Here is a 22,963-nt window from a genome sequence, read left to right as displayed (position 1 = left end):
ATCTCGTGTGAAACGAGAGTTTACACGTGGACGAGCGTGCCTTCGTCTTCGCCTTGAATGATGCGCTTGAGCGCACCCGGCTTGACGATCGAAAAAACGCGGATGGGCAGCTTCTGGTCGCGGCACAGCGCGAAAGCGGTGGCGTCCATCACCTGCAGATTGCGGCCGATTGCCTCGTCGAAGCTGATCGTCGAGTAACGCGTGGCCGTCGGGTCCTTCTTGGGGTCGGCCGAGTAGACGCCGTCGACCTTGGTGGCCTTGAGCACGACTTCCGCGCCCACTTCGGCGCCACGCAGGGCGGCGGCCGTGTCGGTCGTGAAGAACGGGTTGCCCGTGCCGGCCGCGAAGATCACGACCTTGCCTTCCTCGAGCTGACGGATCGCGCGGGGGCGGATGTACGGCTCGACCACCTGGTCCATGCGCAGCGCGGACTGCACGCGCGCTTCGATACCGGCGTGACGCATGGCGTCCTGCAGCGCGAGCGCGTTCATCATGGTCGCGAGCATGCCCATGTAGTCGGCGGTCGCGCGGTCCATACCGGCCGCGCCGCCCGCGACGCCGCGGAAAATATTGCCACCGCCGATCACGACTGCGAGCTGGGTGCCGAGCCGCACCACCTCGGCCACGTCTGCCACCATTCGTTCGATCGTGGCGCGGTTGATGCCGAAGGCATCATCGCCCATGAGGGCTTCGCCGGAAAGTTTGAGCAGGACGCGTTTATAGGCGGGTGTGGGCATGGAGGTATCCAGGATCGCGCGCAAAGGGCAATAACTTGAAACTGTAGGGGTGAAATACGACTTGGGGCAAGCGCCACCAGAAATAGCGAGAGTTGGCGCCACGGGGCACAGCGGGAGACCGCTGCGCCCGGCAAGTTCGCTGGGCGTCGCTACATCGAGCGTCGCTACGCTGCCCCACCGCGGCGGAAATGCGCCGCCGCGGCGTACTACGGGACTGCGATGAGACTTTGATACGGGTACGACTCGATACGGCTAAAGGCTGCGCGGCCCTTATTGCTGCTTTGCAGCAGCGACTTGCGCGGCCACTTCAGCAGCGAAGTCGTCCTGGCGCTTCTCGATGCCTTCGCCAACGACGAACAGCGAGAACTTCTGCACCGACGTGTTAGCCGCCTTGAGCATCTGTTCGATCGTCTGCTTGTCGTTCTTCACGAACGGCTGGTTCAGCAGCGAGACTTCCTTCAGGTACTTCTGCACCGAGCCGTCGACCATCTTGGCGACGATTTCAGCCGGCTTGCCCGACTCGGCAGCCTTCTGTTCGGCGATGCTGCGCTCCTTGGCGATCAGGTCGGCCGGCACTTCGTCCGACGACAGCGAGACCGGCTTCATCGCGGCGATGTGCATTGCCACGTCCTTGCCGACCTGCTCTTCCGCGCCCGTGTACTCGACCAGCACGCCGATACGCGTGCCGTGCAGGTACGAAGCCAGCTGGTTGGCGGTTTCGAAGCGCGCGAAACGGCGGATCGAAACGTTTTCGCCGATCTTGCCGACCAGTGCGAGGCGCACTGCGTCGACCGTCGAGCCTTCCAGCGGCAGCGCCGACAGGGCAGCGACGTCAGCCGGGTTTTGCGTGGCGACCAGTTCGGCCACCGTGTTCGCGAAGGCGAGGAAGTCGTCGTTCTTGGCGACGAAGTCGGTTTCGCAGTTCAGTTCGACGACTGCGCCAGCATTGCCGCCGATGAACGAAGCGATCACGCCTTCAGCCGTGACGCGCGATGCTGCCTTGCTTGCCTTGTTGCCGAGCTTCACGCGCAGCAGTTCTTCAGCACGCGCCAGATCGCCGTCGGCTTCCGTCAGCGCCTTCTTGCATTCCATCATCGGCGCGTCGGTCTTTGCGCGCAGTTCTGCCACCATGCTTGCGGTAATTGCCGCCATCATTCGCTCCTTGAGTCTGTCTGGTACACGCCGCGCCGCATGCTTCGATGCGGCCGGCTGGAATTCGTTTCCGTTCGAGTCTGTTCTGAAACGCTTTTTTACAGCTGCTTCTACAGGACTACGGTGCCGCGGTGATGACGCGGCGACGAAAGTCGCGGCTTAAAAAAAAGGGGCCTATGGAAAGCCCCCTTTTCTTGCCGGACACGGGGCAGCTTACGCCTCCGAGTTGACCTCGACGAACTCGTCGTCGCCGTCGTTGCCGCGCGCGGCTGTGACGACTTCGTTGACCGAGTTCGCACGGCCTTCGAGGATCGCGTCGGCCACGCCTGCGGTGTAGAGCGCGACTGCCTTGCTGGCGTCGTCGTTACCCGGGATGACGTAGTCGATGCCTTCCGGCGAGTGGTTCGTGTCGACCACGGCGATGACGGGGATGCCCAGCTTGTTGGCTTCCGTCACGGCAATCTTGTGGTAGCCGACGTCGACCACGAAGATCGCGTCCGGAATGCCGCCCATGTCCTTCACGCCGCCGATCGACTTTTGCAGCTTGGCGATTTCGCGTTCGAACAGGAGCGCTTCCTTCTTGCTCATCTTTTCGAGTTCGCCTGCCTCAACAGCCGCTTCCATGTCCTTCAGGCGCTTGATCGAAACCTTCAGCGTCTTGAAGTTGGTCAGCATACCGCCGAGCCAGCGTGCGTTCACGAACGGCATGCCAGCGCGCTGCGCTTCCTGGGCGATCGTGTCACGCGATTGACGCTTCGTGCCGACGAACAGGATCGTGCCACGGTTCGATGCCAGCTGACGCACGTACTTCAGTGCGTCGTTGTACATCGGCAGCGTCTTTTCGAGGTTGATGATGTGAATCTTGTTGCGATGACCGAAGATGAAGGGGGCCATCTTCGGGTTCCAGAAGCGCGTTTGGTGGCCGAAGTGGACACCGGCTTCCAGCATTTGGCGCATGGTAACTGCCATGAGAATTTCTCCGCTAGGGTTTGGGTCTTAAGCCGGCTGCCGTATCGTGACGCCCTCCGCTTTTGCGGATAAACGCCCGACACCCTGGGTGCGCCGGCTCGCGATTTAAAAAATGCCGCCTGGTAAGACTCGCTACCGATTAACTGAGCCCGCGGCGGCTGCGGACTCAGCCAGCGCCCCGCCACACCTTCCACCCACGTTAGTCAGGGAATGAAAGAATACGGGGAGCGACTTAGCCGATGATTATAGCACGCGAAATCAGCACCACTCAAGCCAGCTATTACCCTCGAAACGAGGGCGGCAGGCGGATGCCGAACCGACAGCCCCCTCGGCAACCCGAGCCTCGCCGTCGCCGGCCGCGGCCACCTGTATACCGCGCATCTATTAGCAATAGGCCAGCGACCGCCGGGATTAGGTGCGATAATTCGATATTCGACTGCATTTTCGGGCGCACACCATGGCCATTTCGATCAAGAACGAACACGACATCGCGCAAATGCGCGTCGCCTGCCGCCTGGCAAGCGAGGTGCTCGACTACATTACGCCGTTCGTCGTCGCGGGCGTGACGACCGGCGAGCTCGACCGCCTTTGTCACGAATACATGACCAATGTGCAGGGCACCGTGCCCGCGCCGCTGAACTATCAGCCGCCCGGCTATCCGCCCTACCCGAAGGCGATCTGCACCTCGGTCAACGACGTGATCTGTCACGGTATTCCGGGCGACAAGGCGCTGAAGAACGGCGACACGCTCAATATCGACATCACCGTCATCAAGGAAGGCTATTTCGGCGACACGAGCCGCATGTTCATTGTGGGCGAAGGCTCGATTCTCGCGAAGCGTCTCGTGCAGACCACGTATGAATGCATGTGGCTTGGCATCGACCAGGTGCGTCCGGGCGGACATCTGGGCGACATCGGCCATGCCATCCAGCGTTACGCCGAGTCGCAAGGCTACAGCGTGGTGCGCGAATACTGCGGCCACGGCATCGGCACCGTATTCCACGACGAGCCGCAAGTGCTCCACTACGGCCGCGCCGGTACGGGCGTCGAACTGTTGCCGGGCATGATCTTCACGATCGAGCCGATGATCAACGCCGGCCGCCGTGACATCCGCACCATGCCGGACCAGTGGACCGTCAAGACGAAGGACCGCAGCCTGTCGGCGCAATGGGAGCACACGGTGCTCGTGACCGAAACCGGTTACGAAGTGCTGACGGTGTCGGCGGGCACGCCCGCCAAGCCGGCGATCGTCGCGCAGATGGCGGGCAGCCCGGCCTGAGCGGGCCCGCATGGCGGCGTCGCCCTTCCCGGGGCGGCCGCCGCGTCAGTCCCGGCCACGTTTGATCGACGATTCCGTGGCACGGAGCACGAAGCGCGCAACGCAGCGAGCGACAGTCGATCATGAGCAGTCCGCCGGAAAGCGTGCCGTCGCGCATCCGGCCCCGTAATCCCGCAGCCGCAAGGCGGGCGCGCATCCAGCGACCGGCTCGCAGCAGTTCAGGCAAGACATGCAGTGAAGGCGCCCGCGTGCGCCAGCGGCTCCCCGGCCCCGGTGGCCTGCCCCGCCCCTTCGACCGCGCCCCGTGCGCCAACCATCGTCCAGTTCCAGTTCATGAGCGTTCTCGCCGCCGCACCCGATACGTCGTCGCTGAGGTCCGATTACAAGGCCGCCAAGGCCCAGTTACTCGAACGGTTCAAGTCGGCCTCCAACGTCGACACGCTGATGCACGCCCTCTCCCACACCACTGACGACACGCTGCGCAGCGCGTGGAGCCTGTGCGAGCTGCCGGCCTCGCTCGCGCTCGTCGCGGTGGGCGGCTACGGTCGCGGCGAGCTCGCACCGTTTTCCGACGTCGACATTCTGGTCCTGCTCCCCGACGACGAACCGCTCGCGCCGCTCGAAGCGCGCATCGAGCGCTTCATCGGACTCGCGTGGGATCTCGGGCTGGAGATCGGCAGCAGCGTGCGCAGCGTCTCGCAGTGTCTGGAGGAAGCGGCCAACGACGTAACCGTGCGCACCTCGCTGCTCGAAGCGCGCCGCCTGACCGGTAGCCCGACGCTGTTCGGCGACTTCGCCCAGCGTTATCGCGACGCCATGGACCCGCGCGCGTTCTTCCAGGCGAAAGTGCTCGAAATGCGCCAGCGTCACGCGCGCTTCCAGGACACGCCCTACGCGCTCGAACCGAACGTCAAGGAAAGCCCCGGCGGCCTGCGCGATCTGCAACTGATTCTCTGGATGACCGAAGCGGCGGCGTTCGGCAGCAGCTGGAAGGAACTCGACCAGCGCGGCCTGATCACCGGCCGCGAGGCGCGCGAACTGCGCCGCAACGAAACCTTTCTGAAGACGCTGCGCGCGCGTCTGCATGTCATCACGGGGCGTCGCCAGGACATTCTCGTGTTCGATCTGCAAACCGCCGTCGCCGAAAGTTTCGGCTTCAAGGCCAGCAGCTCGCGGCGCGCAAGCGAACAGCTCATGCGCCGTTATTACTGGGCGGCCAAGGCAGTCACGCAGCTCTCGAGCATCCTGATCCAGAACATCGAAGCCCAGCTGTTCCCGAGCACGAGCGGCATCACGCGCACGCTCTCGGACCATTTCGTCGAGAAGCAAGGCATGCTCGAAATCGTCGCCGACGACGTGTTCGAGCGCGATCCACACGCAATCCTCGAAGCCTTCCTGCTCTACGAACAGGTGCCCGGCGTCAAGGGCCTGTCGGCGCGCACGATGCGCGCGCTGTACAACGCGCGCGACACGATGGATCAACATTGGCGTCGCGACCCGGAAAACCGCCGCCTGTTCATGGAGATCCTGCGTCAGCCGGCGGGCATCACGCACGCGATGCGGCTGATGAACCAGACGAGCGTGCTCGGGCGCTATCTGCTCAATTTCCGCCGCATCGTCGGGCAGATGCAGCACGACCTCTATCACGTCTACACGGTCGATCAGCACATTCTGATGGTGCTGCGCAACATCCGCCGCTTCGCCGTGGCCGAACACGCGCACGAATACCCGTTCTGCAGCCAGCTGATCGCCAACTTCGAACGCCCGTGGGTGCTTTACGTCGCGGCGCTGTTTCATGACATCGCCAAGGGTCGCGGCGGCGATCACTCGCAGCTCGGCATGGCCGACGCGCGCCGCTTCTGCCGCGAACACGGCATCGAGCGCGAGGACGCCGACTTGATCGTCTGGCTCGTCGAGCAGCATCTGACCATGAGCCAGGTCGCGCAAAAGCAGGACACGAGCGATCCCGAAGTGGTCAAGCGTTTCGCCGATCTCGTGGGCACGGAGCGCCGCCTTTCCGCGCTCTATCTGCTGACGGTCGCCGATATTCGCGGCACCAGCCCGAAGGTCTGGAACAACTGGAAGGGCAAGCTGCTCGAAGACCTTTACCGCGCGACGCTCGCGGTGCTCGGCGGCGCCAAGCCCGACGCGCATTCCGAGCTGAAGACGCGCCAGGAGCTGGCGCTCGCGCTGCTGCGTCTGGAGACCGTCCCGGAAAACGCGCATCGCGCGCTCTGGGACAAGCTCGACGTGGGCTATTTCCTGCGTCACGACGCCGCTGACATCGCCTGGCAGACGCGCGTGCTGTACCGCCACGTGGAGACACCGTCGCCCGTCGTGCGCGCACGCCCGTCGCCGGTCGGCGAAGCGCTGCAGGTGCTGGTCTATGCGAAGGACCGTCCGGATCTGTTCGCGACGATGTGCGCGTACTTCGACCGCAGCGGCCTGTCGGTGCTGGACGCGCGCGTGAGCACGACGCGCCACGGCTACGCGCTGGACAACTTCATCGTCGCGAATACCGAGGACGAAGTGCATTATCGCGATATCGCGAACCTCGTCGAGCAGGAACTCGCCGAGCGGCTGACGGCCGAAAGCCATGTGCTGCCGGAGCCGTCCAAGGGCCGCCTCTCGCGCCTGTCGCGCACCTTCCCGGTGACGCCGCGCGTCGACCTGCGGGCCGACGAGCGCGGCCAGTACTACATCCTGTCCGTGTCGGCGAATGACCGGCCCGGCCTTCTCTATTCGATCGCGCGCGTGCTGGCCGAGCACCGGATTGGCGTCCAGGCGGCGCGAATCAATACGCTCGGCGAGCGCGTCGAGGACGTTTTCCTGCTGGACGGGTCGGGACTTTCCGACAATCGGTTGCAAATCCGCGTCGAAACTGAATTGCTGCGCGCGATCGCAGTCTGAATGCAACACCGAGCAACATCGAAATACCTGGAATCATGCGAGCCAAACTGACAGCCAAGCATCCGCGCCCGACTACCCCGGAACGCGCCCCCGTCCGCCGCGGCGCCACGACCGCGCGCAAACCGGTGCGTCCGGCCGAGGCGAAGCCTTTTGCCCAGTCGACGGGGCCGAAAGGCGCGTCGTCGAAACCGCGCGCGCCGCGCGAGGGCGACGCGCGTCCCCCGCGACGCGCCGATGGCGATCAACGCGGCGAGCGCGGGTTCTCGCGCGGCCGTGGCGAGGGGGATGAGCGTCGGTCGTTTCAGCGCCGGGATGAGGGTGGCGAGCGTCGCCCATTCCGGCCGCGTGAGGAAGGTGGCGAGCGCCGTCCGTTCCAGCGCCGCGATGAAGGTGGTGAGCGCCGCGAATTCCGGCCGCGTGAGGAAGGTGGCGAGCGCCGTCCGTTCCAGCGCCGTGACGAAGGCGGTGAGCGTCGCGAATTCCGGCCGCGTGAGGAAGGTGGCGAACGTCGTCCGTTCCAACGCCGCGACGAAGGTGGTGAGCGTCGCGAGTTCCGGCCGCGTGAGGAAGGTGGCGAACGCCGCCCGTTCCAGCGCCGCGATGAAGGCGGTGAACGCCGTCCGTTCCCTCGCCGCGATGAAGGCGGTGAGCGCCGTCCGTTCCAACGCCGTGACGAAGGCGGCGAGCGTCGCGAGTTCCGGCCGCGCGAAGAAGGTGGCGAACGTCGTCCGTTCCAGCGCCGCGACGAAGGTAGTGAGCGTCGCGAGTTCCGTCCGCGTGAGGAAGGCGGCGACCGCCGTCCGTTTCAACGCCGCGACGAAGGTGGTGAACGCCGTCCGTTCCAGCGCCGCGACGAAGGCGGTGAGCGTCGCGAATTCCGGCCGCGTGAGGAAGGTGGCGAACGCCGTCCGTTCCAGCGCCGCGACGAACGCGGCGAGCGTCGCGAGTTCCGTCCGCGCGAAGAAGGTGGCGAACGTCGTCCGTTCCCGCGCCGTGACGAAGGTGGTGAGCGTCGCGAGTTCCGGCCGCGTGAGGAAGGCGGCGAACGTCGTCCGTTCCCTCGCCGCGATGAAGGTGGTGAGCGCCGTCCGTTCCAGCGCCGCGACGAAGGCAGTGACCGCCGCGAATTCCGCCCGCGCGAGGACCGCGGTTCCGCGCGCCCGGTAAAGGCGTCGTGGGGTGAGCGCGACGGTGTGCCCACGCGCAAGCCCGCAGCCAAATCCTTCGACAAGGCACCGCGCCGCGACGCCGAGAACACCGCACCGCAACGCGCCGCGCGCGTGGAGATCGATGGCGACAACGTCATGCGTCTGTCCAAGCGCATGTCGGAACTGGGCCTGTGCTCGCGCCGCGAAGCCGACGAATGGATCGAAAAAGGCTGGGTCTTCGTCGACGGTGAAGTTGTCGACACGCTCGGCGCCAAGGTCACGCCCGAACAGCGCATCGAAGTCGATCCCGCCGCCCTCGCCGCCCAGGCGCGCCAGGTGACGATCCTGCTGCACAAGCCTGTCGGCTTTGTCTCCGGTCAGGCCGAAGACGGCTACGAACCCGCCGTGACGCTCGTTACCGGCGACAACCACTGGGACGGCGACCGCTCGGGCATCCGTTTCTCGGCGCAGCATCTGCGCACACTCGCGCCGGCGGGCCGCCTCGATATCGACTCGACCGGCCTGCTCGTCCTGACGCAGGACGGCCGCGTCGCGAAGCAGCTGATCGGCGAAAGCTCGGACATCGACAAGGAATACCTCGTGCGCGTCACCTACGGCGACGTCGAAACCGAAGTCGACCAGCACTTCCCGGCCGAACTGCTCGCGAAGCTGTGTCACGGCCTGTCGCTCGACGACGTGCCGCTCAAGCCCGCCGAAGTCAGCTGGCAGAACGGCGAGCAGTTGCGTTTCGTGCTGCGTGAAGGCAAGAAACGCCAGATCCGCCGCATGTGCGAACTGGTCGGTCTCCACGTCGTGGGCCTCAAGCGCGTGCGTATGGGCCGCGTGATGCTAGGCGCGCTGCCGCAAGGCCAGTGGCGTTACCTGTCCGCCGACGAAGGGTTTTAAAGCGCGACGCGGTTCTGCCTGAACCGCAAGCCATGAAGAACGGGAGCCAGTGGCTCCCGTTTTTATTGGTACGTCGAGGCGCGAATGGCACCAATGGCGCAGAGCGCATGGATTGCGCGCCTCGCGCGTCAGTCGTCGCTATTCGGATCGAGATGCGGGAACAGAATGTCCGTGAAACCGAACTTCGAGAAGTCGGTGATGCGCATCGGGTACAGCTTGCCGATCAGGTGATCGCATTCGTGCTGCACCACGCGCGCATGAAAGCCCTCCGCGACGCGCTCGATCGGCGTGCCGTACTGGTCGAAGCCGTTGTAGCGGATCATCGAATAACGGCTCACCGCGCCGCGCAGGCCGGGCACCGAAAGGCAGCCCTCCCAACCCTCTTCCATGTCGTGCGACAAGGGATGGATAACGGGGTTGATCAGCACGGTTTGCGGCACCGCCGGCGCTTCCGGATAACGCTCGTTCTGCTCGAAACCGAAGATCACCACCTGCAGGTCGACGCCGATCTGCGGCGCGGCGAGACCCGCGCCGTTCGCGGCGTGCATGGTGTCGAACATGTCGGCGATCAGTTCGTGCAGTTCGGGCGTATCGAAATGATCGACCGGTCTGGCGATACCGAGCAGGCGCGGATCGCCCATCCTGAGAATTTCGCGAATCATGTTGTGTGCCCCTCCAGGAGCTTGTGCAACCCATCCTCGTCGAGCACCGGCACGCCGAGTTCCTCGGCTTTCGCGAGCTTGCTGCCCGCTTCGGCACCCGCCACCACGTAGTCGGTCTTCTTCGACACCGAGCCGGCCACCTTCGCGCCAGCCGCTTCCAGCATCTCTTTCGCCTCGTCGCGCGTGAGCGTAGGCAACGTGCCCGTGAGCACCACCGTCTTGCCCGCGAGCACGCCAACCGGCGCTTTTGGCGCAGGCGGACCTTCAGCCCATGTGACCTTGCCCGGCGCGCGCAGTTGCTCGATCACGGTGCGGTTATGTTCTTCCGCAAAGAACTGGTGGATCGACTCCGCCACGATCGGCCCCACGTCCTTCACTTCGAGCAGTTGCTCGATGCTCGCGTCCATGATCGGATCGAGCGAGCCGAAGTATTTGGCCAGATCCTTCGCGGTGGACTCGCCCACCTGACGGATGCCCAGTGCATAAATGAAGCGCGCCAGCGTGGTCGACTTGGCTTTTTCGAGCGAATCTAGCAGGTTTTGCGCCGATTTCTCGGCCATGCGATCCAGTTCCGCGAGTGTCGCGAAACCGAGATTGAACAGGTCCGCGGGCGTGCGCACGAGATTCTGCTCGACGAGCTGGTCGATAATCTTCTCGCCCAGACCGTCGATGTCGAGCGCGCGCCGCTGTGCGAAATGCCAGAGCGCCTGCTTGCGCTGCGCCGGACAGAACAATCCGCCCGAGCAGCGCGCGATGGCCTCGTCGGGCAGACGTTCGATGCGCGAACCGCACACCGGACATTCGGTCGGCATGACGAACTCGGCCGCGTCGGCCGGACGACGATCGAGCAGCGCGCTCACCACCTCCGGAATCACGTCGCCGGCGCGCCGCACGATCACCGTGTCGCCGATGCGAATGTCCTTGCGGCGCACTTCGTCTTCATTGTGCAACGTGGCGTTCGTAACGGTCGCGCCGCCCACGAACACCGGCTCCAGCCGAGCGACCGGCGTGATGGCGCCGGTACGGCCCACCTGCACGTCGATGGCCAGCAGCTTCGTGAGCGCTTCCTGCGCCGGAAACTTGTGCGCGAGCGCAAAGCGCGGCGCGCGCGAGACGAAACCAAGCGCGTCCTGCTCGTCGCGGCGGTTGACCTTGTAGACCACGCCGTCGATGTCGTACGGCAGGCTCTCGCGCTTCTCGCCGACCGCACGGAAGAAGTCGAGCAAGCCTTGCGCGCCCTTCACGACCGCACGCTCGCCGTTCACCGGCAGGCCCATTTCCGCGTACCAGTCGAGCAGTTCGCTATGCGTGGCCGGCATCGGCTCGCCTTCGAGCACGCCGATCCCATAAGCGAAAAACGACAGCGGACGCTGCGCCGTGATCTTCGAATCGAGCTGACGCAGGCTGCCCGCCGCCGCGTTGCGCGGGTTCGCAAATTCCTTGTGCCCGGCCTCGCGCTGACGATCGTTCATGCGCGCGAAGTCGCGGCGGAACATCAGCACTTCGCCGCGCACGTCGAGCACCTTCGGTACGCGCTTACCCTTCAGCCGCAGCGGCAGCGAGCGGATCGTGCGCACGTTCTCGGTGACGTTCTCGCCCGTCGCGCCGTCGCCGCGCGTGGACGCTTGCACGAACACGCCGTCGACATAACGCAGCGAAATGGCCAACCCGTCGAACTTGAGCTCGCAGGCGTATTCGACCAGTTCGCCTTCGGGCTTGCCGAGCGTGTCGTGCACGCGCTTGTCGAACGCAGCGATGTCTTCGTCGGCGAAACCGTTGTTGAGCGACAGCATCGGGACGTCGTGGACGACCGGCTCGAAACCCTCTGACGCCTCGCCGCCGACGCGCTGCGTGGGGGAATCGGGCGTGATGAGGTCGGGATGCTCGGCCTCGATCGCCTGCAACTCGCGGAACAGCGTGTCGTATTCCGCGTCGGGCAGCTCCGGCTGGTCGAGCACGTAGTAAGCGTGATTGGCGCGCTCGAGTTCGGCGCGCAGCCACGCCGCGCGCTCGGTCGCGGTGGATGCTTCAGAGGGACGGGCGGGATGACGGACCATGCTGGGAACGGTTTCTGACGAATGTTTTCGGAGTCAGATTATCTCAGGAAGCCGCCCGTGTCGCATCGGCCGAATGGCTAACGTCGGGAGAACTTCGGGGTGGCTGCGTGCGCTCCCGTACGCGACGCTCGATTCTCCTGGCCGAACGGCTAACGCTGGCCCGAATCCATTGACGAAGCCCCCGCGCCGATGCGAACTTAAAAGCATCGTAACCGGCCCGGAAGCCGCACTTGCCAACCGCTCATGAACATGCCGAATCCACGCTCCGTGCCTGCCGCGTGTGCCGTTCCGCCTCTTCGCACCCGCGCGCACTCTGCTCTGGTGCCCCGTTGCTTCCCGGGCGCAAACCCGGACGCAAACCCAGACGCAAAAAAGGCGCGGCGCCACGACAGCACCGCGCCTTTCGCGCTCGACTTATTTCAGCTCTTACTGGCTGAACAGGCGGCGCGTGGCCGGCGAGCCCGCCGGAATGCCGGCTTGCTCAAGCTTCGCGTAGAGCGTCATGAGCTGCTTGTCGATGTTCTGCAACACCGACTCCGGCAGCGGACGGCGCTGGTCGTCCACCACCCGACCGCCGATGCGCTCGGCGAGCGAACGCGCGTAGTCGCACATCAGGCGGAACGGCAGGATGTCCTCGTCGGCCACCGGCACGTCGAGGATCAGCGTGATCATCTGGCCGCCCTTGTACGTGAGGTCGTCGCGCAGGAAATTCGTGTCGCCGAACTGAAGCATGAACACCGGGCTCTGCTTCGCGTCGAGCTTCACGAAACGCGTGCCGTCGCGCGACAGCAGCAGACCGTCCTGCGCCGCCACCGCCTGCACATAGTTCGCCGACCACGGTGCGCCGTCCGACAGCACGTTGATCGACAGCTGCGCGTCGCACTGCGCGGCAAATCCGTCGAGCTCGCGCGCCATCGCGACCGTTTCCATCATGTCGGGGAATTCGGGCAAGCCGTCCACACCGTCGGCGAACTGCTGCACGCCCGTCACGAACTCCGAGAACTCCAGCTCGTTGAGCGGGCCATTGCGGTTCGCAAGCTGCGCCGCCGCGCGCAGTTCCTCGTAGCGCACGCCGTTCTGCAGCAGCTCCCAGCCGTCGCCGCCCTCGGGCTTGCCTTCAATGTGCACAGGCTTGCTGCCGGCGCGGCGCAAACGCTGCGCGAGCGGAATCACCCGTTCGCCTGGCAGCACCGCGCCCAGACGAATCGGCACGATACAGTCGATGCGGCGATCCACGACCGCTGGAGGCGCCGACGAAATGGTCGTAGCAGCGGGCAGCACGGGTTCGACGCGCTCGCCTTCAGCGCCTTTCGCCTCTTTGGCGTCTTTGGCCGGCTTGGCTTCCGCTTTTACCTCGGCTGTAGCGTCCTTGCCTGCAACCGCTTCGCCTGGCTGCGCGTCGGCTGCATCAGACGTGGCGGCAACCGTGGCCGGCTCGCCGTCCTCATTCGCGACCTGCGCCGGTTCAGCTTCGGCGAAACCGTTCGGCGAGGTGTTCTCCGCCTGAATGTCCACGGGCGTATCGGCGGGCGCTACGGAGCCGAAGCCCGGCTCCACGCGTTCTTCAGCCAGTTCGCCGCCCGCGAGCGAGGGCTCGCGGCGCGACGGTGCACGAGCCGGCTCGATGAACGGGCTCTGTTCCTCGAGTTCGCCGCCGAGCGGCGTCTCGACCGCCTCTTCGGGCATCGGACGCGGCATGCGCCGGCGCACCTTGGCGCCTTGCCATGCGTTGTACACCACCACGCCCCCGACGACCACGGCACCCGCGCCGATCAACCCGAGAGTCAACTGATCCATGCATGCTCCATCAGCAATTCTTTTTCCGGCGGCGCGCCCGGCGCGCCGTCCTCGTCTATCGATATAGACAGCAATTCAAACCGCGAAGTAACACGCGAGTCAGATCGCGCGTTCCATCGCCAATCAGATCGTATTCTGTGCGAAACCCGCAGCCGTTTCCATGTCGACGGCCACGATCCGGGACACGCCCTGCTCCTGCATCGTCACGCCGATCAGCTGCTGCGCCATCTCCATCGCAATCTTGTTGTGGGAGATGAACAGGAACTGCGTCTTGTTCGACATCGCACGCACGAGGTTGGCGAAACGCTCCGTGTTGGCGTCGTCGAGCGGCGCGTCCACTTCGTCGAGCAGACAGAACGGCGCAGGATTGAGCTGGAACATCGCGAACACGAGCGCCGTCGCGGTCAGCGCTTTCTCGCCGCCCGACAGCAGGTGAATCGTCGAGTTCTTCTTGCCCGGCGGCTGCGCCATGACCTGCACGCCCGCATCGAGAATCTCGTCGCCGGTCATGATGAGCTTCGCCTGACCGCCGCCGAAAAGACGCGGGAACAGATCGCCGAAATGCTTGTTCACTTCGTCGAACGTGCCTTGCAGCAACGTGCGAGTTTCCTGGTCGATCTTGCGGATCGCGTCTTCGAGCGTTTCGATCGCGCTCGTCAGGTCGGCCGACTGCGCGTCGAGGAAGGTCTTGCGCTCCTTCGCCGCGGCCAGTTCGTCGAGCGCGGCCATGTTGACCGGTCCGAGCGCCGTGATCGCGTTGTTGATGCGCGTGACTTCGCCTTGCAGATACGAGGGCTTGAGGTCCGGCGTGAGCTTTTCCTGCAGCGCCGCCTCGTCCACACCGGCCGCCTGCAACTGCTCGACGAACTGCTCGCCGTTCAGGCGCGCGGCCTGCTCCTTGAGCTGCAATTCGGTAATGCGGTCGCGCAGCGGTTGCAGCGCGCGTTCGGCGGCAAGGCGCGTTTCGTCGGCGGCGCGCAGCTTCGCGCTCAGATCGTCGAGTTCGGCGCGCGCGTTGCGCAGCAGTTCTTCCTTCTCCGCGCGAATTTCCAGCGCGTCTTGCAGGCCGGTGTGCGCGGTCTGCTCGTTGATCGTTTCGAGTTCGGCGCGCGCGTCTTCGAGCGAGCCCGCCACGCGTTCGCTCTGATCGTGCGAGATCTGGATGTTGCGGCGCAGTTCTTCGATGCGCGCGGCCAGATTACGGGCCGCGAAGCGCGCGTCGCCCGCGGCGCGTTCGAGATCGCGCGCGGCGTTGCGCGCCGCACCCAGTTCTTCGTCGAGCGCCTCGAACGCGAGCTGGTTGTCTTCGAAGCGCGCCTGGAGTTCGGCGAGCTCGCCGTCGTGGCGCTCGAAATTCGCTTCCGATTCGGCACGCAGCGCGCGCTGCTCTTCGATCTGCGCGCGAATTTCGTCCAGTTCTTCACGGATCTGCGTGCTGCGCGCCGTGTAGCGCTCGTGCGCCTGCGTGAGCTTGAGCACGTCCATCTGCAGCGCATGCACGCGCTGCGTGGCGCGGTCGGCTTGCTGGCGCGCCTCGCCGAGCACCTGCGCGGCCTGCGTATGCGCGGCTTCCGCACGCACCACGGCCGAGCGGGCTTCGTCGGCGAGCAGCGCCTGGGCACGCACCTGGCGCGCGAGATTTTCGATTTCCTGCTGGCGCGCCAACATGCCCGCCTGCTCGGAATCGGCTGCGTAAAGCTGCACGCCCACGCGCGAGACCGAGTGACCGGCCTTCACCACAAAGGCGCCGCCTTCGGGCAATTGCGCGCGTTGCGCGAGCGCTTGCGCCAGATCGTCCGCGACGAAGGTCGTCCCGAGCCATTCGTTGAGCACTGCGCGCAGGCCTGCATCGTCGATACGCACGAGCGAGAGCAGCGGCGTGAGACCTGCCGGTACGCTAGCCGTCTGGCCCGCCAGCGGCGGCGCATAGAACGCGAGCTTGGCAGGCGGTGCGTCGGTGGCGAACGCCTTGACCCAATCGAGATTCGACACTTCGAGCGCCGCGAGACGCTCGCGCAGCACAGCTTCGAGCGCGGTTTCCCAACCGGCCTCGACATGCAGCTTCTTCCACAGACGCGGCAACGCGCCCAGTTCGTGACGTTCGAGCCACGGCTGGATCTTGCCTTCGGTCTGGACGCTCTCCTGCAGTTGCTTGAGCGCCGCGAGACGCGCTTCGAACTGGTGAATCTGGGCGTTTTCGGCCTGCACGCGATCGTGCGCGGCACGGCGCTCGGCGTCCAGACGCGGCACGGTTTCCTGCGCGTCCGTGAGGCGGTCCTGGGCGTCGCGAAGAATTTCTTCCTGCTCGGCCAGTTGCATGCGCAGCTCTTCGAGCTGCACTTCGTCCGGCGCGTCGAGGCCGCCTTCCTCCGACTTCAGGCGCTCGTGGCGCTGCTGAAGCTGCTGGAGCATTTGATCGGCGTTGCGCTGATGCGCGGCTTCGAGCTTGAGCGCCTGCTCCGTTCGCGCGATGCCCGCACGCTCGTCGTTCAGTTGAGACTGGGCGTCGCGCCAGCGGTTTTCGAGCGCGGGCAGCGCTTCCTGCTTCGCGGCCGCCTCTTCCTCGGCGATGGCGGCTTTTTCCTCGCCCATCGCGAGTTGTTCTTCAGCGTCTTCGATATCGTCCTGCGCCTTTTGCGCCTGGACCTGCCATTGCTCGCGCTGCGCCGTGAGCGCCGCGATCTGCGCCTGCACGCGATTGCGCGATTCGACGATGAACTTGATCTCGGCTTCGAGCCGGCTTACCTCGGCGTTCGCTTCATAGAGCGAGCCTTGCGCGCCCTGCATCGCGTCGCTGGCCGAATAGTGCGCCACGCGCAGCGTTTCGAGCTGCGCTTCGACTTCGCGCAGTTGCGCGGTATGCCGTTCGAGATCGATCTGCGCCTGCTCGATGGCGCGCTGCTGGCGCTGCTGCTCGCCCGCCGCCTCGTTCTTGCGCAACAGCCACAGCATGCGCTGCTTTTCTTCGCCGTCGGCCTGCAGTTCGCGGTACTTCGTCGCCACGACCGCCTGGCCTTCGAGCTTTTCCAGATTCGTGGACAGCTCGCGCACGATGTCTTCCACGCGCGTGAGATTCTCGCGCGTGTCGTGCAGGCGGTTTTCGGTCTCGCGGCGGCGTTCCTTGTACTTCGACACGCCCGCGGCTTCTTCGAGGAACACGCGCAGTTCTTCGGGCTTCGCCTCGATGATGCGCGCGATCATGCCCTGCCCGATGATCGCGTAAGCACGCGGACCGAGACCGGTGCCGAGGAAGATGTCCTGAATGTCGCGGCGGCGCGCCGGCAGATTGTTGATGTAGTAGCTCGAGGTGCCGTCGCGCGTAAGCACGCGCTTGACGGCGATCTCGGCATACTGGCCCCACTGGCCAGCGGCGCGCCCGTCGGCGTTGTCGAACACGAGTTCGACGCTCGCGCGGCTGCCGGGCTTGCGCGCGGTGGAACCGTTGAAGATGACGTCCTGCATCGACTCGCCGCGCAATTCGGACGCGCGGGATTCGCCGAGCACCCAGCGCACGGCGTCGATGATGTTCGATTTACCACAGCCGTTCGGTCCGACCACTCCGACGAGTTGGCCCGGTACCTGGAAATGCGTGGGATCGACGAATGATTTGAAGCCAGCGAGTTTAATCGAGGTCAGACGCACGGCGATATCGCTGTTTGAATTGGAAGAGTGAACGGGACCGCCCGGACCGCCGCCGCGCACCGTCGACCGTCACTTCAGTCGCACGGCGGCGCGAGGCGCCGCAGGATTCGCATCTGGCCGAACGAACGGCGCGCACAGCACGGACAGCCGCCACGGCTCGCCGTGCGAAGCGCCTGATGCACCTCAGTGCGCGCCCGGCCGGCGAGGATCAGGGGCAATCATACCATCGCACGCGTGCCATTCTGCCCGCCATCGGGCCGGGCGCCACGGCCGTCGTGGTGATTGCGGGTTTTATCGGCACTTTTGTCGGCGGTCGGGTCAACGTTTGCATCGGACTCGTCGTGGCGGCGATCGTAGTCGTGCTGGTCGGACGAGGCACCGGCATCGTCGCGGCCTACGGCGCTGATCTCCCCGCTGGTCTCGCCGCGAGTTTCATCGTCGAGCAGGCTCGCGTCGGCGTGGGCGATCGCGCTGGCTTCGGCGCTCGCGTGAGCCACCTGCCGGGGACGCTTGCGCGCCTCCTGCGCGCGATGCACCCAGCTCGACAGCAGCGAGGCAAGCACGATACATGCGCTGCCCGCCCATTCGCGCGGCCCCGGCGTCTCGCCGGCGAGCAGCCACGAAGAAAGTGCGGTCACGACGATTTCGAACAACATGATGATCGAGGCCCGGTTGGCTGGCACGCGCGCGAGCCCGTATTGCACGAGCATGTTGTTCACGCCCAGCAGCACACCGAGCGCCAGCACGAGCAAAACCGCGCGGGCGAGCGGCTCGCCGGCATGGAGCGCCGGCATCGGTTCGAAAAACGATGCGATCACGCCGAATATCGCCGCCCCGCCGAAAATCACGGCGGTACGCATTTCGGGCTTCATATCCGCGGCAGCACCCGGCTTGTCTTCACGACGAGCACATTGCTCATCGCGAAACCCATGCCGCCCGCGAGGCCCGCCCACTCGGCGGCGCTGCCCGGCAGTGGCACGCCGAGCCTGGGCGACCAGAGCATGAGCACCGCGCCCGCCAGCGACAGCCCGGCCAGCGCAGCGCCGGACCAGGTCAGCCGCTCGTGCAGGATGAAGTGCGCGAAGATCGCCGTCCACGCGGGCGTCAGATAGAACAGCAACAGCACGCGCATCACTTCGCCGTGAATCGCGCCCCATACGAATCCGATGTTGGTGACGCCCGCCGCCAACCCGAGCAGCGGCAACACCCAGTGCCAGCGCACCGTCGAAATCGAGCGGCGGCGCAGCAGCAGCACGAACAGGCAGGCCGCCGCGCTCGTCGCCGCGCCGGCAGCCGTGCCGGTCAGACCGAAGCTCGCCAGCGTGCGCAGCGGAAACCAGATCACGCCCCACACCGAGGCGCCGATCATGATCGCGAGCGTCGGCCAGCCCGATTTCAGATTGCGCGCGGTCAACCAGGCGGCGCTCATCGCGCGAACCTCGCGGACATTGCGCGCATCGCGTTGATCGCGGCCATCCAGCGTTTTTCAGACTGCATTCCAATCCTTGTTCAGTTTCAGCTTGATGGCCGCTCGGGCCGCCGACCGGGTTCGCGCCCGATTCGTGAGCGATCTTTAGCCAGGCCGTGCGCGACCCAAGCCCGACCGAAGCCCGCCTCAAGCCCGATCCACGCCCCGGCCCGCGCGCCACCGCGACCCAATCAGCAAACGGCGGCCACGCTATAATTCACGTTTTGCCAGCGACGGCAGTCGCACCGCCCGGCACGGCCCCACCCGGCCATGCGGGTCAACCGGTGCGTCAACCGGTGTGTCAACCGCGTGCCAACCAGCGCGTCAATCAGCCGGTCCGTGCGACGCACACCCTGCGCCGCGATCCCGCCGCGTGCCCGCGCCCGTCGCTCCATCCGTTTTTCGCTTACGCCCGCCAGCCCTGTGAATCCGCTACTCGACACCCTCCAGTCCTATCCCTTCGAAAAGCTGCGCGCGCTCTTCAAGGACGTCGCGCCGAATGCTGGCCTGCGCCACATCAGCTTCGGGATCGGCGAGCCGAAACACCCGACGCCCGCGCTGATCCGCGACGCCATCGTCGCCTCGCTCGACGGTCTGTCGGTGTATCCGGCCACGGGCGGCAGCCCGGCGCTGCGCGAAGCGATCGCGAAATGGGTGAGCGAACGCTACAGCCTGCCCGCCATCGACGCCAGCACGCAAGTGCTGCCGGTCTCGGGCTCGCGCGAGGCGCTGTTCGCACTCGCTCAGGCGGTCGTGGACCCCACGGCGGGCGCCAAAGACCCCGCAAAACGGGCGATCGTCCTCTGCCCGAACCCGTTCTACCAGATCTACGAAGGCGCGGCGCTGCTCGCGGGCGGCGAGCCGTACTTTGTCAACAGCGATCCGACCCGCAACTTCGCCTGCGACTATTCGCAGGTGCCGGAAGCCATCTGGGCGCGCACGCAGCTGCTCTACGTCTGCTCGCCGGGCAACCCCACGGGCGCCGTCCTCACGCTCGACGACTGGCGCGAACTGTTCGCGCTGTCCGATCGCTACGGCTTCGTGATCGCGTCCGACGAATGCTATTCGGAGATCTATTTCGACGAATCGACGCCGCCGCTCGGCGGTCTCGAAGCCGCGCACCAGCTCGGCCGCGGTTTCGAGCGCCTGATCATGCTGTCCAGCCTCTCGAAGCGCTCGAACGCGCCGGGCATGCGCTCGGGCTTCGTGGCCGGCGACCCGGCGATCCTCAAGCAGTTCCTGCTGTACCGCACCTATCACGGCTCGGCGATGTCGCCGGTCTGGCAGTCCGCCAGCATCGCCGCGTGGGGCGACGAGGCGCACGTGCGCGAGAACCGTGCGAAGTACGTGCAGAAGTTCTCGACCGTCACGCCCATGCTCGCCGACGTGCTCGACGTGAAGCTGCCGGACGCCGCGTTCTACCTTTGGGCCAACGTCGCGCGCACCGGCCTCTCGGACACCGCGTTCGCCCAGCGCCTCTACGCCGACTATAATGTGACGGTCCTGCCCGGCTCGTTTCTCGCGCGCGAAGCGCACGGCGCGAACCCGGGTGAAGGCTTTGTCCGTCTGGCGCTCGTCGCCGACGTCGACGAATGCACCGAGGGCGCGCAGCGCATCGTCGACTTCTGCCGCTCGCTCGAGGCATAACACCGTCAGCCGTAACGCCACCGCCGAACGCGCGCCCCGCCGCGCGCGTATCGCCACCGAATTCCCGCCGTCCAACGGCTTTTGAACTCACACGAAATCATCACCATGTCGCAACAACTTCAGCAGATCATCGACACCGCCTGGGAAAACCGCGCCGACTTTTCGCCCAAGTCCGCGCCGAACGACGTGCGTGAAGCCGTCGCCCACGTCATCGCCGAACTGGACAAGGGCACGCTGCGCTGCGCCGAGAAGAAGGACGGCGACTGGGTCGTCAACCAGTGGGTGAAGAAGGCCGTGCTGCTGTCGTTCCGCCTGGAAGACAACGCGCCGATGGCCGCCGGCGGCTTCACGCAGTTCTTCGACAAGGTGCCCTCGAAGTTCGCCAACTACACGGCTGAAGACTTCGCCGCAGGCGGCTTCCGCGTCGTGCCGCCGGCCATCGCGCGCCGCGGCTCGTTCATCGGCAAGAACGTCGTGCTGATGCCGTCGTACACCAACATCGGCGCGTATGTCGACGAAGGCACGATGGTCGACACGTGGGCAACCGTCGGTTCGTGCGCGCAGATCGGCAAGAACGTCCACCTTTCGGGCGGCGTGGGCATCGGCGGCGTGCTGGAGCCGCTGCAGGCCAACCCGGTCATCATCGAAGACAACTGCTTCATCGGCGCGCGCTCGGAAGTCGTGGAAGGCGTGATCGTCGAAGAAAACTCGGTCATCTCGATGGGCGTGTACCTCGGCCAGTCGACCAAGATCTATGACCGCGAAACCGGCGAAATCTCGTACGGCCGCATCCCGGCAGGCTCGGTCGTCGTGGCCGGCAACCTGCCCTCGAAGGACGGCTCGCACAGCCTGTACTGCGCCGTGATCGTCAAGAAGGTCGACGCGAAGACGCGCGCCAAGGTCGGCCTGAACGAGCTGCTGCGAGGCGACTGATGGCGAAGGCCGCAAAGACCGTGGTCGTCTACGGCATTCCGAACTGCGACACCGTGAAGAAGGCCCGCGTGTGGCTGGAAGAGCACGGGATCGAGTTCGAATTCCACGACTTCAAGAAAGCCGGCGTGTCGAACGCGCTGGTGCAGGACTGGCTCAAGGATGTCTCGCTCGATCAGCTGATCAACAAGCGCGGCACGACGTGGCGCGGCCTGTCCGAGGTTCACAAGGCCGAAGCCGATTCGACCGCGGGCGCGATCGCGCTGATGATCCACAAGCCGTCGATCATCAAGCGCCCGGTCGTGGCCGTGAATGGCCGCGTGAAGACGCTCGGTTTTTCGGCCGAGCAGTACGCGGAGCTGTTTGCCTGAACTGTGTTTGAGGCACTGCGCGAGCGGAGCGCCCGGCCGTCGGAAGTCTTCGATGGCCTCGCGAATCCGCTAGCGCATCATCGTCACAAGCTGTTGCCGGCCCCTGCATTGCAGCGGCGCCGGCATTTTTATTGAAAGTGGTCCCTTCATGTCCGCCACCCTCGCCCTTACCGAAGCCCTGATCGCGCGCGCGTCCGTGACGCCCGACGACCAGCACTGCCAGCGCATCATGACCGAACGCCTCAGCGCGCTCGGCTTCGCGTGCGAAACGATCGAATCCAACGGCGTGACCAACCTGTGGGCCGTCAAGCGCGGCACGGACGCCGACGCGCCGCTGCTCGCCTTCGCGGGTCACACCGACGTGGTGCCGACCGGTCCCATCGAGCAATGGAGCTCGCCGCCGTTCCAGCCCTCGCACCGCGACGGCGTGCTCTACGGCCGCGGCGCCGCCGACATGAAGACCTCGCTCGCCGCCTTCGTGGTCGCCAGCGAAGAATTCGTGGCGGCGCACCCGCAGCATCGCGGCGCGATCGCCTTCCTGATCACGAGCGACGAGGAAGGCCCCGCCACCGACGGCACCGTCAAGGTGGTCGAGGCGCTCCAGGCGCGCGGCGTGAAGATGGACTACTGCATCGTCGGCGAACCGACGTCGACGAATACGCTCGGCGACTGCGTGAAGAACGGCCGCCGCGGCTCGATGTCGGGCAAGCTCGTCGTCAAGGGCGTGCAGGGCCACATTGCCTATCCGCATCTCGCGAAGAATCCGGTGCATCTGCTGGCGCCGGCGCTCGCCGAACTCGTCGCCGAAAAATGGGACGACGGCAACGAATACTTCCCGCCCACCACGTGGCAAGTCTCGAACCTGCACAGCGGCACGGGCGCGAGCAACGTGATTCCGGGCCACGCCGACGTGCAGTTCAACTTCCGCTTCTCGACCGCGAGCACGGTGGAAGGTCTGCAACAGCGCGTGCATGCGATTCTCGACAAGCACGGTCTCGAATACGATCTGCACTGGAGCATCAGCGGCCTGCCCTTCCTCACGCCGCGCGGCGCGCTCTCGAACGCGCTCGAAAAGGCGATTCACGCCGAAACCGGCGTGACCACCGAGCTGTCGACCACCGGCGGGACTTCGGACGGCCGCTTCATCGCGCGCATGTGCCCGCAGGTCGTGGAGTTCGGGCCGCCCAACGGCAGCATCCACAAGATCGATGAGCACATCGAAGTCAAATTCATCGACCCGCTCAAGAACGTGTACCGCCGCGTGCTCGAACAGCTGATCGCCTGACGC

The 22,963-nt window shown here is 65.6% G+C and carries 14 protein-coding genes and 1 pseudogene; 7 read left to right on the top strand and 8 right to left on the bottom strand.

The window, feature by feature from the left end; translation table 11 throughout:
* Positions 1-20: 20 nt before the first annotated feature.
* The 3 genes from pyrH to rpsB all read right to left on the bottom strand — a co-directional run bounded on the left by pyrH (position 21) and on the right by rpsB (position 2,858).
* Positions 21-737 (bottom strand): UMP kinase, encoded by a 717-nt coding sequence (gene pyrH, locus BMY06_RS18615; RefSeq protein ID WP_027814826.1) that lies wholly within the window; start codon positions 735-737, stop codon positions 21-23.
* Positions 738-1,007: 270 nt separating this feature from the next.
* Positions 1,008-1,889 carry a translation elongation factor Ts gene (tsf, locus tag BMY06_RS18610; protein WP_065060168.1) on the bottom strand — a complete coding sequence of 294 codons (882 nt, stop codon included), beginning with the start codon at positions 1,887-1,889 and terminating at the stop codon, positions 1,008-1,010.
* A gap of 213 nt (positions 1,890-2,102) precedes the next feature.
* Positions 2,103-2,858, bottom strand: a complete 756-nt coding sequence (gene rpsB, locus BMY06_RS18605; RefSeq protein WP_074984506.1) for a 30S ribosomal protein S2 — start codon at positions 2,856-2,858, stop codon at positions 2,103-2,105.
* Between the two features lie 457 nt (positions 2,859-3,315).
* Between rpsB and map the strand changes: the two genes are divergently transcribed.
* The 3 genes from map (at position 3,316) to BMY06_RS40570 (ending at position 9,101) form a co-directional block, all read left to right on the top strand.
* Positions 3,316-4,137, top strand: a complete 822-nt coding sequence (gene map / locus BMY06_RS18600; RefSeq protein WP_065060170.1) for a type I methionyl aminopeptidase — start codon at positions 3,316-3,318, stop codon at positions 4,135-4,137.
* 333 nt (positions 4,138-4,470) lie between these two features.
* On the top strand, positions 4,471-7,047 hold the full coding sequence (locus tag BMY06_RS18595) for a [protein-PII] uridylyltransferase (protein ID WP_065060171.1): 2,577 nt from the start codon (positions 4,471-4,473) through the stop codon (positions 7,045-7,047).
* 1,304 nt (positions 7,048-8,351) lie between these two features.
* Positions 8,352-9,101: a pseudouridine synthase gene (locus BMY06_RS40570; protein ID WP_277397762.1), complete on the top strand. Its 750-nt coding sequence runs from the start codon at positions 8,352-8,354 to the stop codon at positions 9,099-9,101.
* A gap of 128 nt (positions 9,102-9,229) precedes the next feature.
* Here BMY06_RS40570 and def read toward each other — a convergent pair whose 3' ends face one another.
* From def to BMY06_RS18565, 5 genes and pseudogenes are all read right to left on the bottom strand, one after another.
* Positions 9,230-9,763 carry a peptide deformylase gene (def, locus tag BMY06_RS18585; protein ID WP_074984502.1) on the bottom strand — a complete coding sequence of 178 codons (534 nt, stop codon included), beginning with the start codon at positions 9,761-9,763 and terminating at the stop codon, positions 9,230-9,232.
* Positions 9,760-11,820, bottom strand: coding sequence for an NAD-dependent DNA ligase LigA (gene ligA, locus BMY06_RS18580; protein ID WP_074984500.1), 2,061 nt, complete (start codon positions 11,818-11,820; stop codon positions 9,760-9,762). Before ligA ends, def begins: the two co-directional genes overlap by 4 nt.
* A 426-nt stretch (positions 11,821-12,246) precedes the next feature.
* Entirely contained in the window at positions 12,247-13,617 is a 1,371-nt protein-coding gene (locus tag BMY06_RS18575; protein ID WP_065060175.1) for a cell division protein ZipA C-terminal FtsZ-binding domain-containing protein, read from the bottom strand.
* Positions 13,618-13,740: 123 nt separating this feature from the next.
* A complete protein-coding gene (gene smc, locus BMY06_RS18570; protein ID WP_074984587.1) occupies positions 13,741-17,259 on the bottom strand; it encodes a chromosome segregation protein SMC in 3,519 nt (1,172 codons plus the stop codon).
* A gap of 520 nt (positions 17,260-17,779) precedes the next feature.
* Positions 17,780-18,688, bottom strand: a pseudogene (locus BMY06_RS18565) (DMT family transporter); the annotation flags it as partial.
* A 462-nt stretch (positions 18,689-19,150) separates the two neighbouring features.
* Between BMY06_RS18565 and dapC the strand changes: the two are divergent.
* The 4 genes from dapC to dapE all read left to right on the top strand — a co-directional run bounded on the left by dapC (position 19,151) and on the right by dapE (position 22,960).
* Positions 19,151-20,374: a succinyldiaminopimelate transaminase gene (gene dapC / locus BMY06_RS18560; protein WP_074984498.1), complete on the top strand. Its 1,224-nt coding sequence runs from the start codon at positions 19,151-19,153 to the stop codon at positions 20,372-20,374.
* A 105-nt stretch (positions 20,375-20,479) separates the two neighbouring features.
* A complete protein-coding gene (gene dapD, locus BMY06_RS18555) occupies positions 20,480-21,307 on the top strand; it encodes a 2,3,4,5-tetrahydropyridine-2,6-dicarboxylate N-succinyltransferase (protein WP_065060359.1) in 828 nt (275 codons plus the stop codon).
* A complete protein-coding gene (locus tag BMY06_RS18550; protein ID WP_065060178.1) occupies positions 21,307-21,675 on the top strand; it encodes an ArsC family reductase in 369 nt (122 codons plus the stop codon). Before dapD ends, BMY06_RS18550 begins: the two co-directional genes overlap by 1 nt.
* A 148-nt stretch (positions 21,676-21,823) precedes the next feature.
* Complete coding sequence (gene dapE, locus BMY06_RS18545) at positions 21,824-22,960, top strand: succinyl-diaminopimelate desuccinylase (RefSeq protein WP_074984496.1); 1,137 nt, start codon at positions 21,824-21,826, stop codon at positions 22,958-22,960.
* The last annotated feature ends 3 nt before the right edge of the window (positions 22,961-22,963 follow it).

It is taken from the genome of Paraburkholderia tropica (assembly GCF_900109265.1).
Taxonomy (GTDB): domain Bacteria; phylum Pseudomonadota; class Gammaproteobacteria; order Burkholderiales; family Burkholderiaceae; genus Paraburkholderia; species Paraburkholderia tropica.
The sequence above is the reverse complement of the archived record's forward strand: the minus strand, read 5'-3'. Positions and strand labels throughout refer to the sequence as shown.

Bases quoted from the DNA above. Each gene is read 5' to 3' on its own strand.
- ligA (WP_074984500.1), bottom strand. From the start codon at position 11,820: ATGGTCCGTCATCCCGCCCGTCCCTCTGAAGCATCCACCGCGACCGAG.
- BMY06_RS18595 (WP_065060171.1), top strand. From the start codon at position 4,471: ATGAGCGTTCTCGCCGCCGCACCCGATACGTCGTCGCTGAGGTCCGAT.
- pyrH (WP_027814826.1), bottom strand. From the start codon at position 737: ATGCCCACACCCGCCTATAAACGCGTCCTGCTCAAACTTTCCGGCGAA.
- tsf (WP_065060168.1), bottom strand. From the start codon at position 1,889: ATGGCGGCAATTACCGCAAGCATGGTGGCAGAACTGCGCGCAAAGACC.
- dapD (WP_065060359.1), top strand. From the start codon at position 20,480: ATGTCGCAACAACTTCAGCAGATCATCGACACCGCCTGGGAAAACCGC.
- map (WP_065060170.1), top strand. From the start codon at position 3,316: ATGGCCATTTCGATCAAGAACGAACACGACATCGCGCAAATGCGCGTC.
- dapE (WP_074984496.1), top strand. From the start codon at position 21,824: ATGTCCGCCACCCTCGCCCTTACCGAAGCCCTGATCGCGCGCGCGTCC.
- rpsB (WP_074984506.1), bottom strand. From the start codon at position 2,858: ATGGCAGTTACCATGCGCCAAATGCTGGAAGCCGGTGTCCACTTCGGC.
- BMY06_RS40570 (WP_277397762.1), top strand. From the start codon at position 8,352: ATGCGTCTGTCCAAGCGCATGTCGGAACTGGGCCTGTGCTCGCGCCGC.
- def (WP_074984502.1), bottom strand. From the start codon at position 9,763: ATGATTCGCGAAATTCTCAGGATGGGCGATCCGCGCCTGCTCGGTATC.
- BMY06_RS18550 (WP_065060178.1), top strand. From the start codon at position 21,307: ATGGCGAAGGCCGCAAAGACCGTGGTCGTCTACGGCATTCCGAACTGC.
- BMY06_RS18575 (WP_065060175.1), bottom strand. From the start codon at position 13,617: ATGGATCAGTTGACTCTCGGGTTGATCGGCGCGGGTGCCGTGGTCGTC.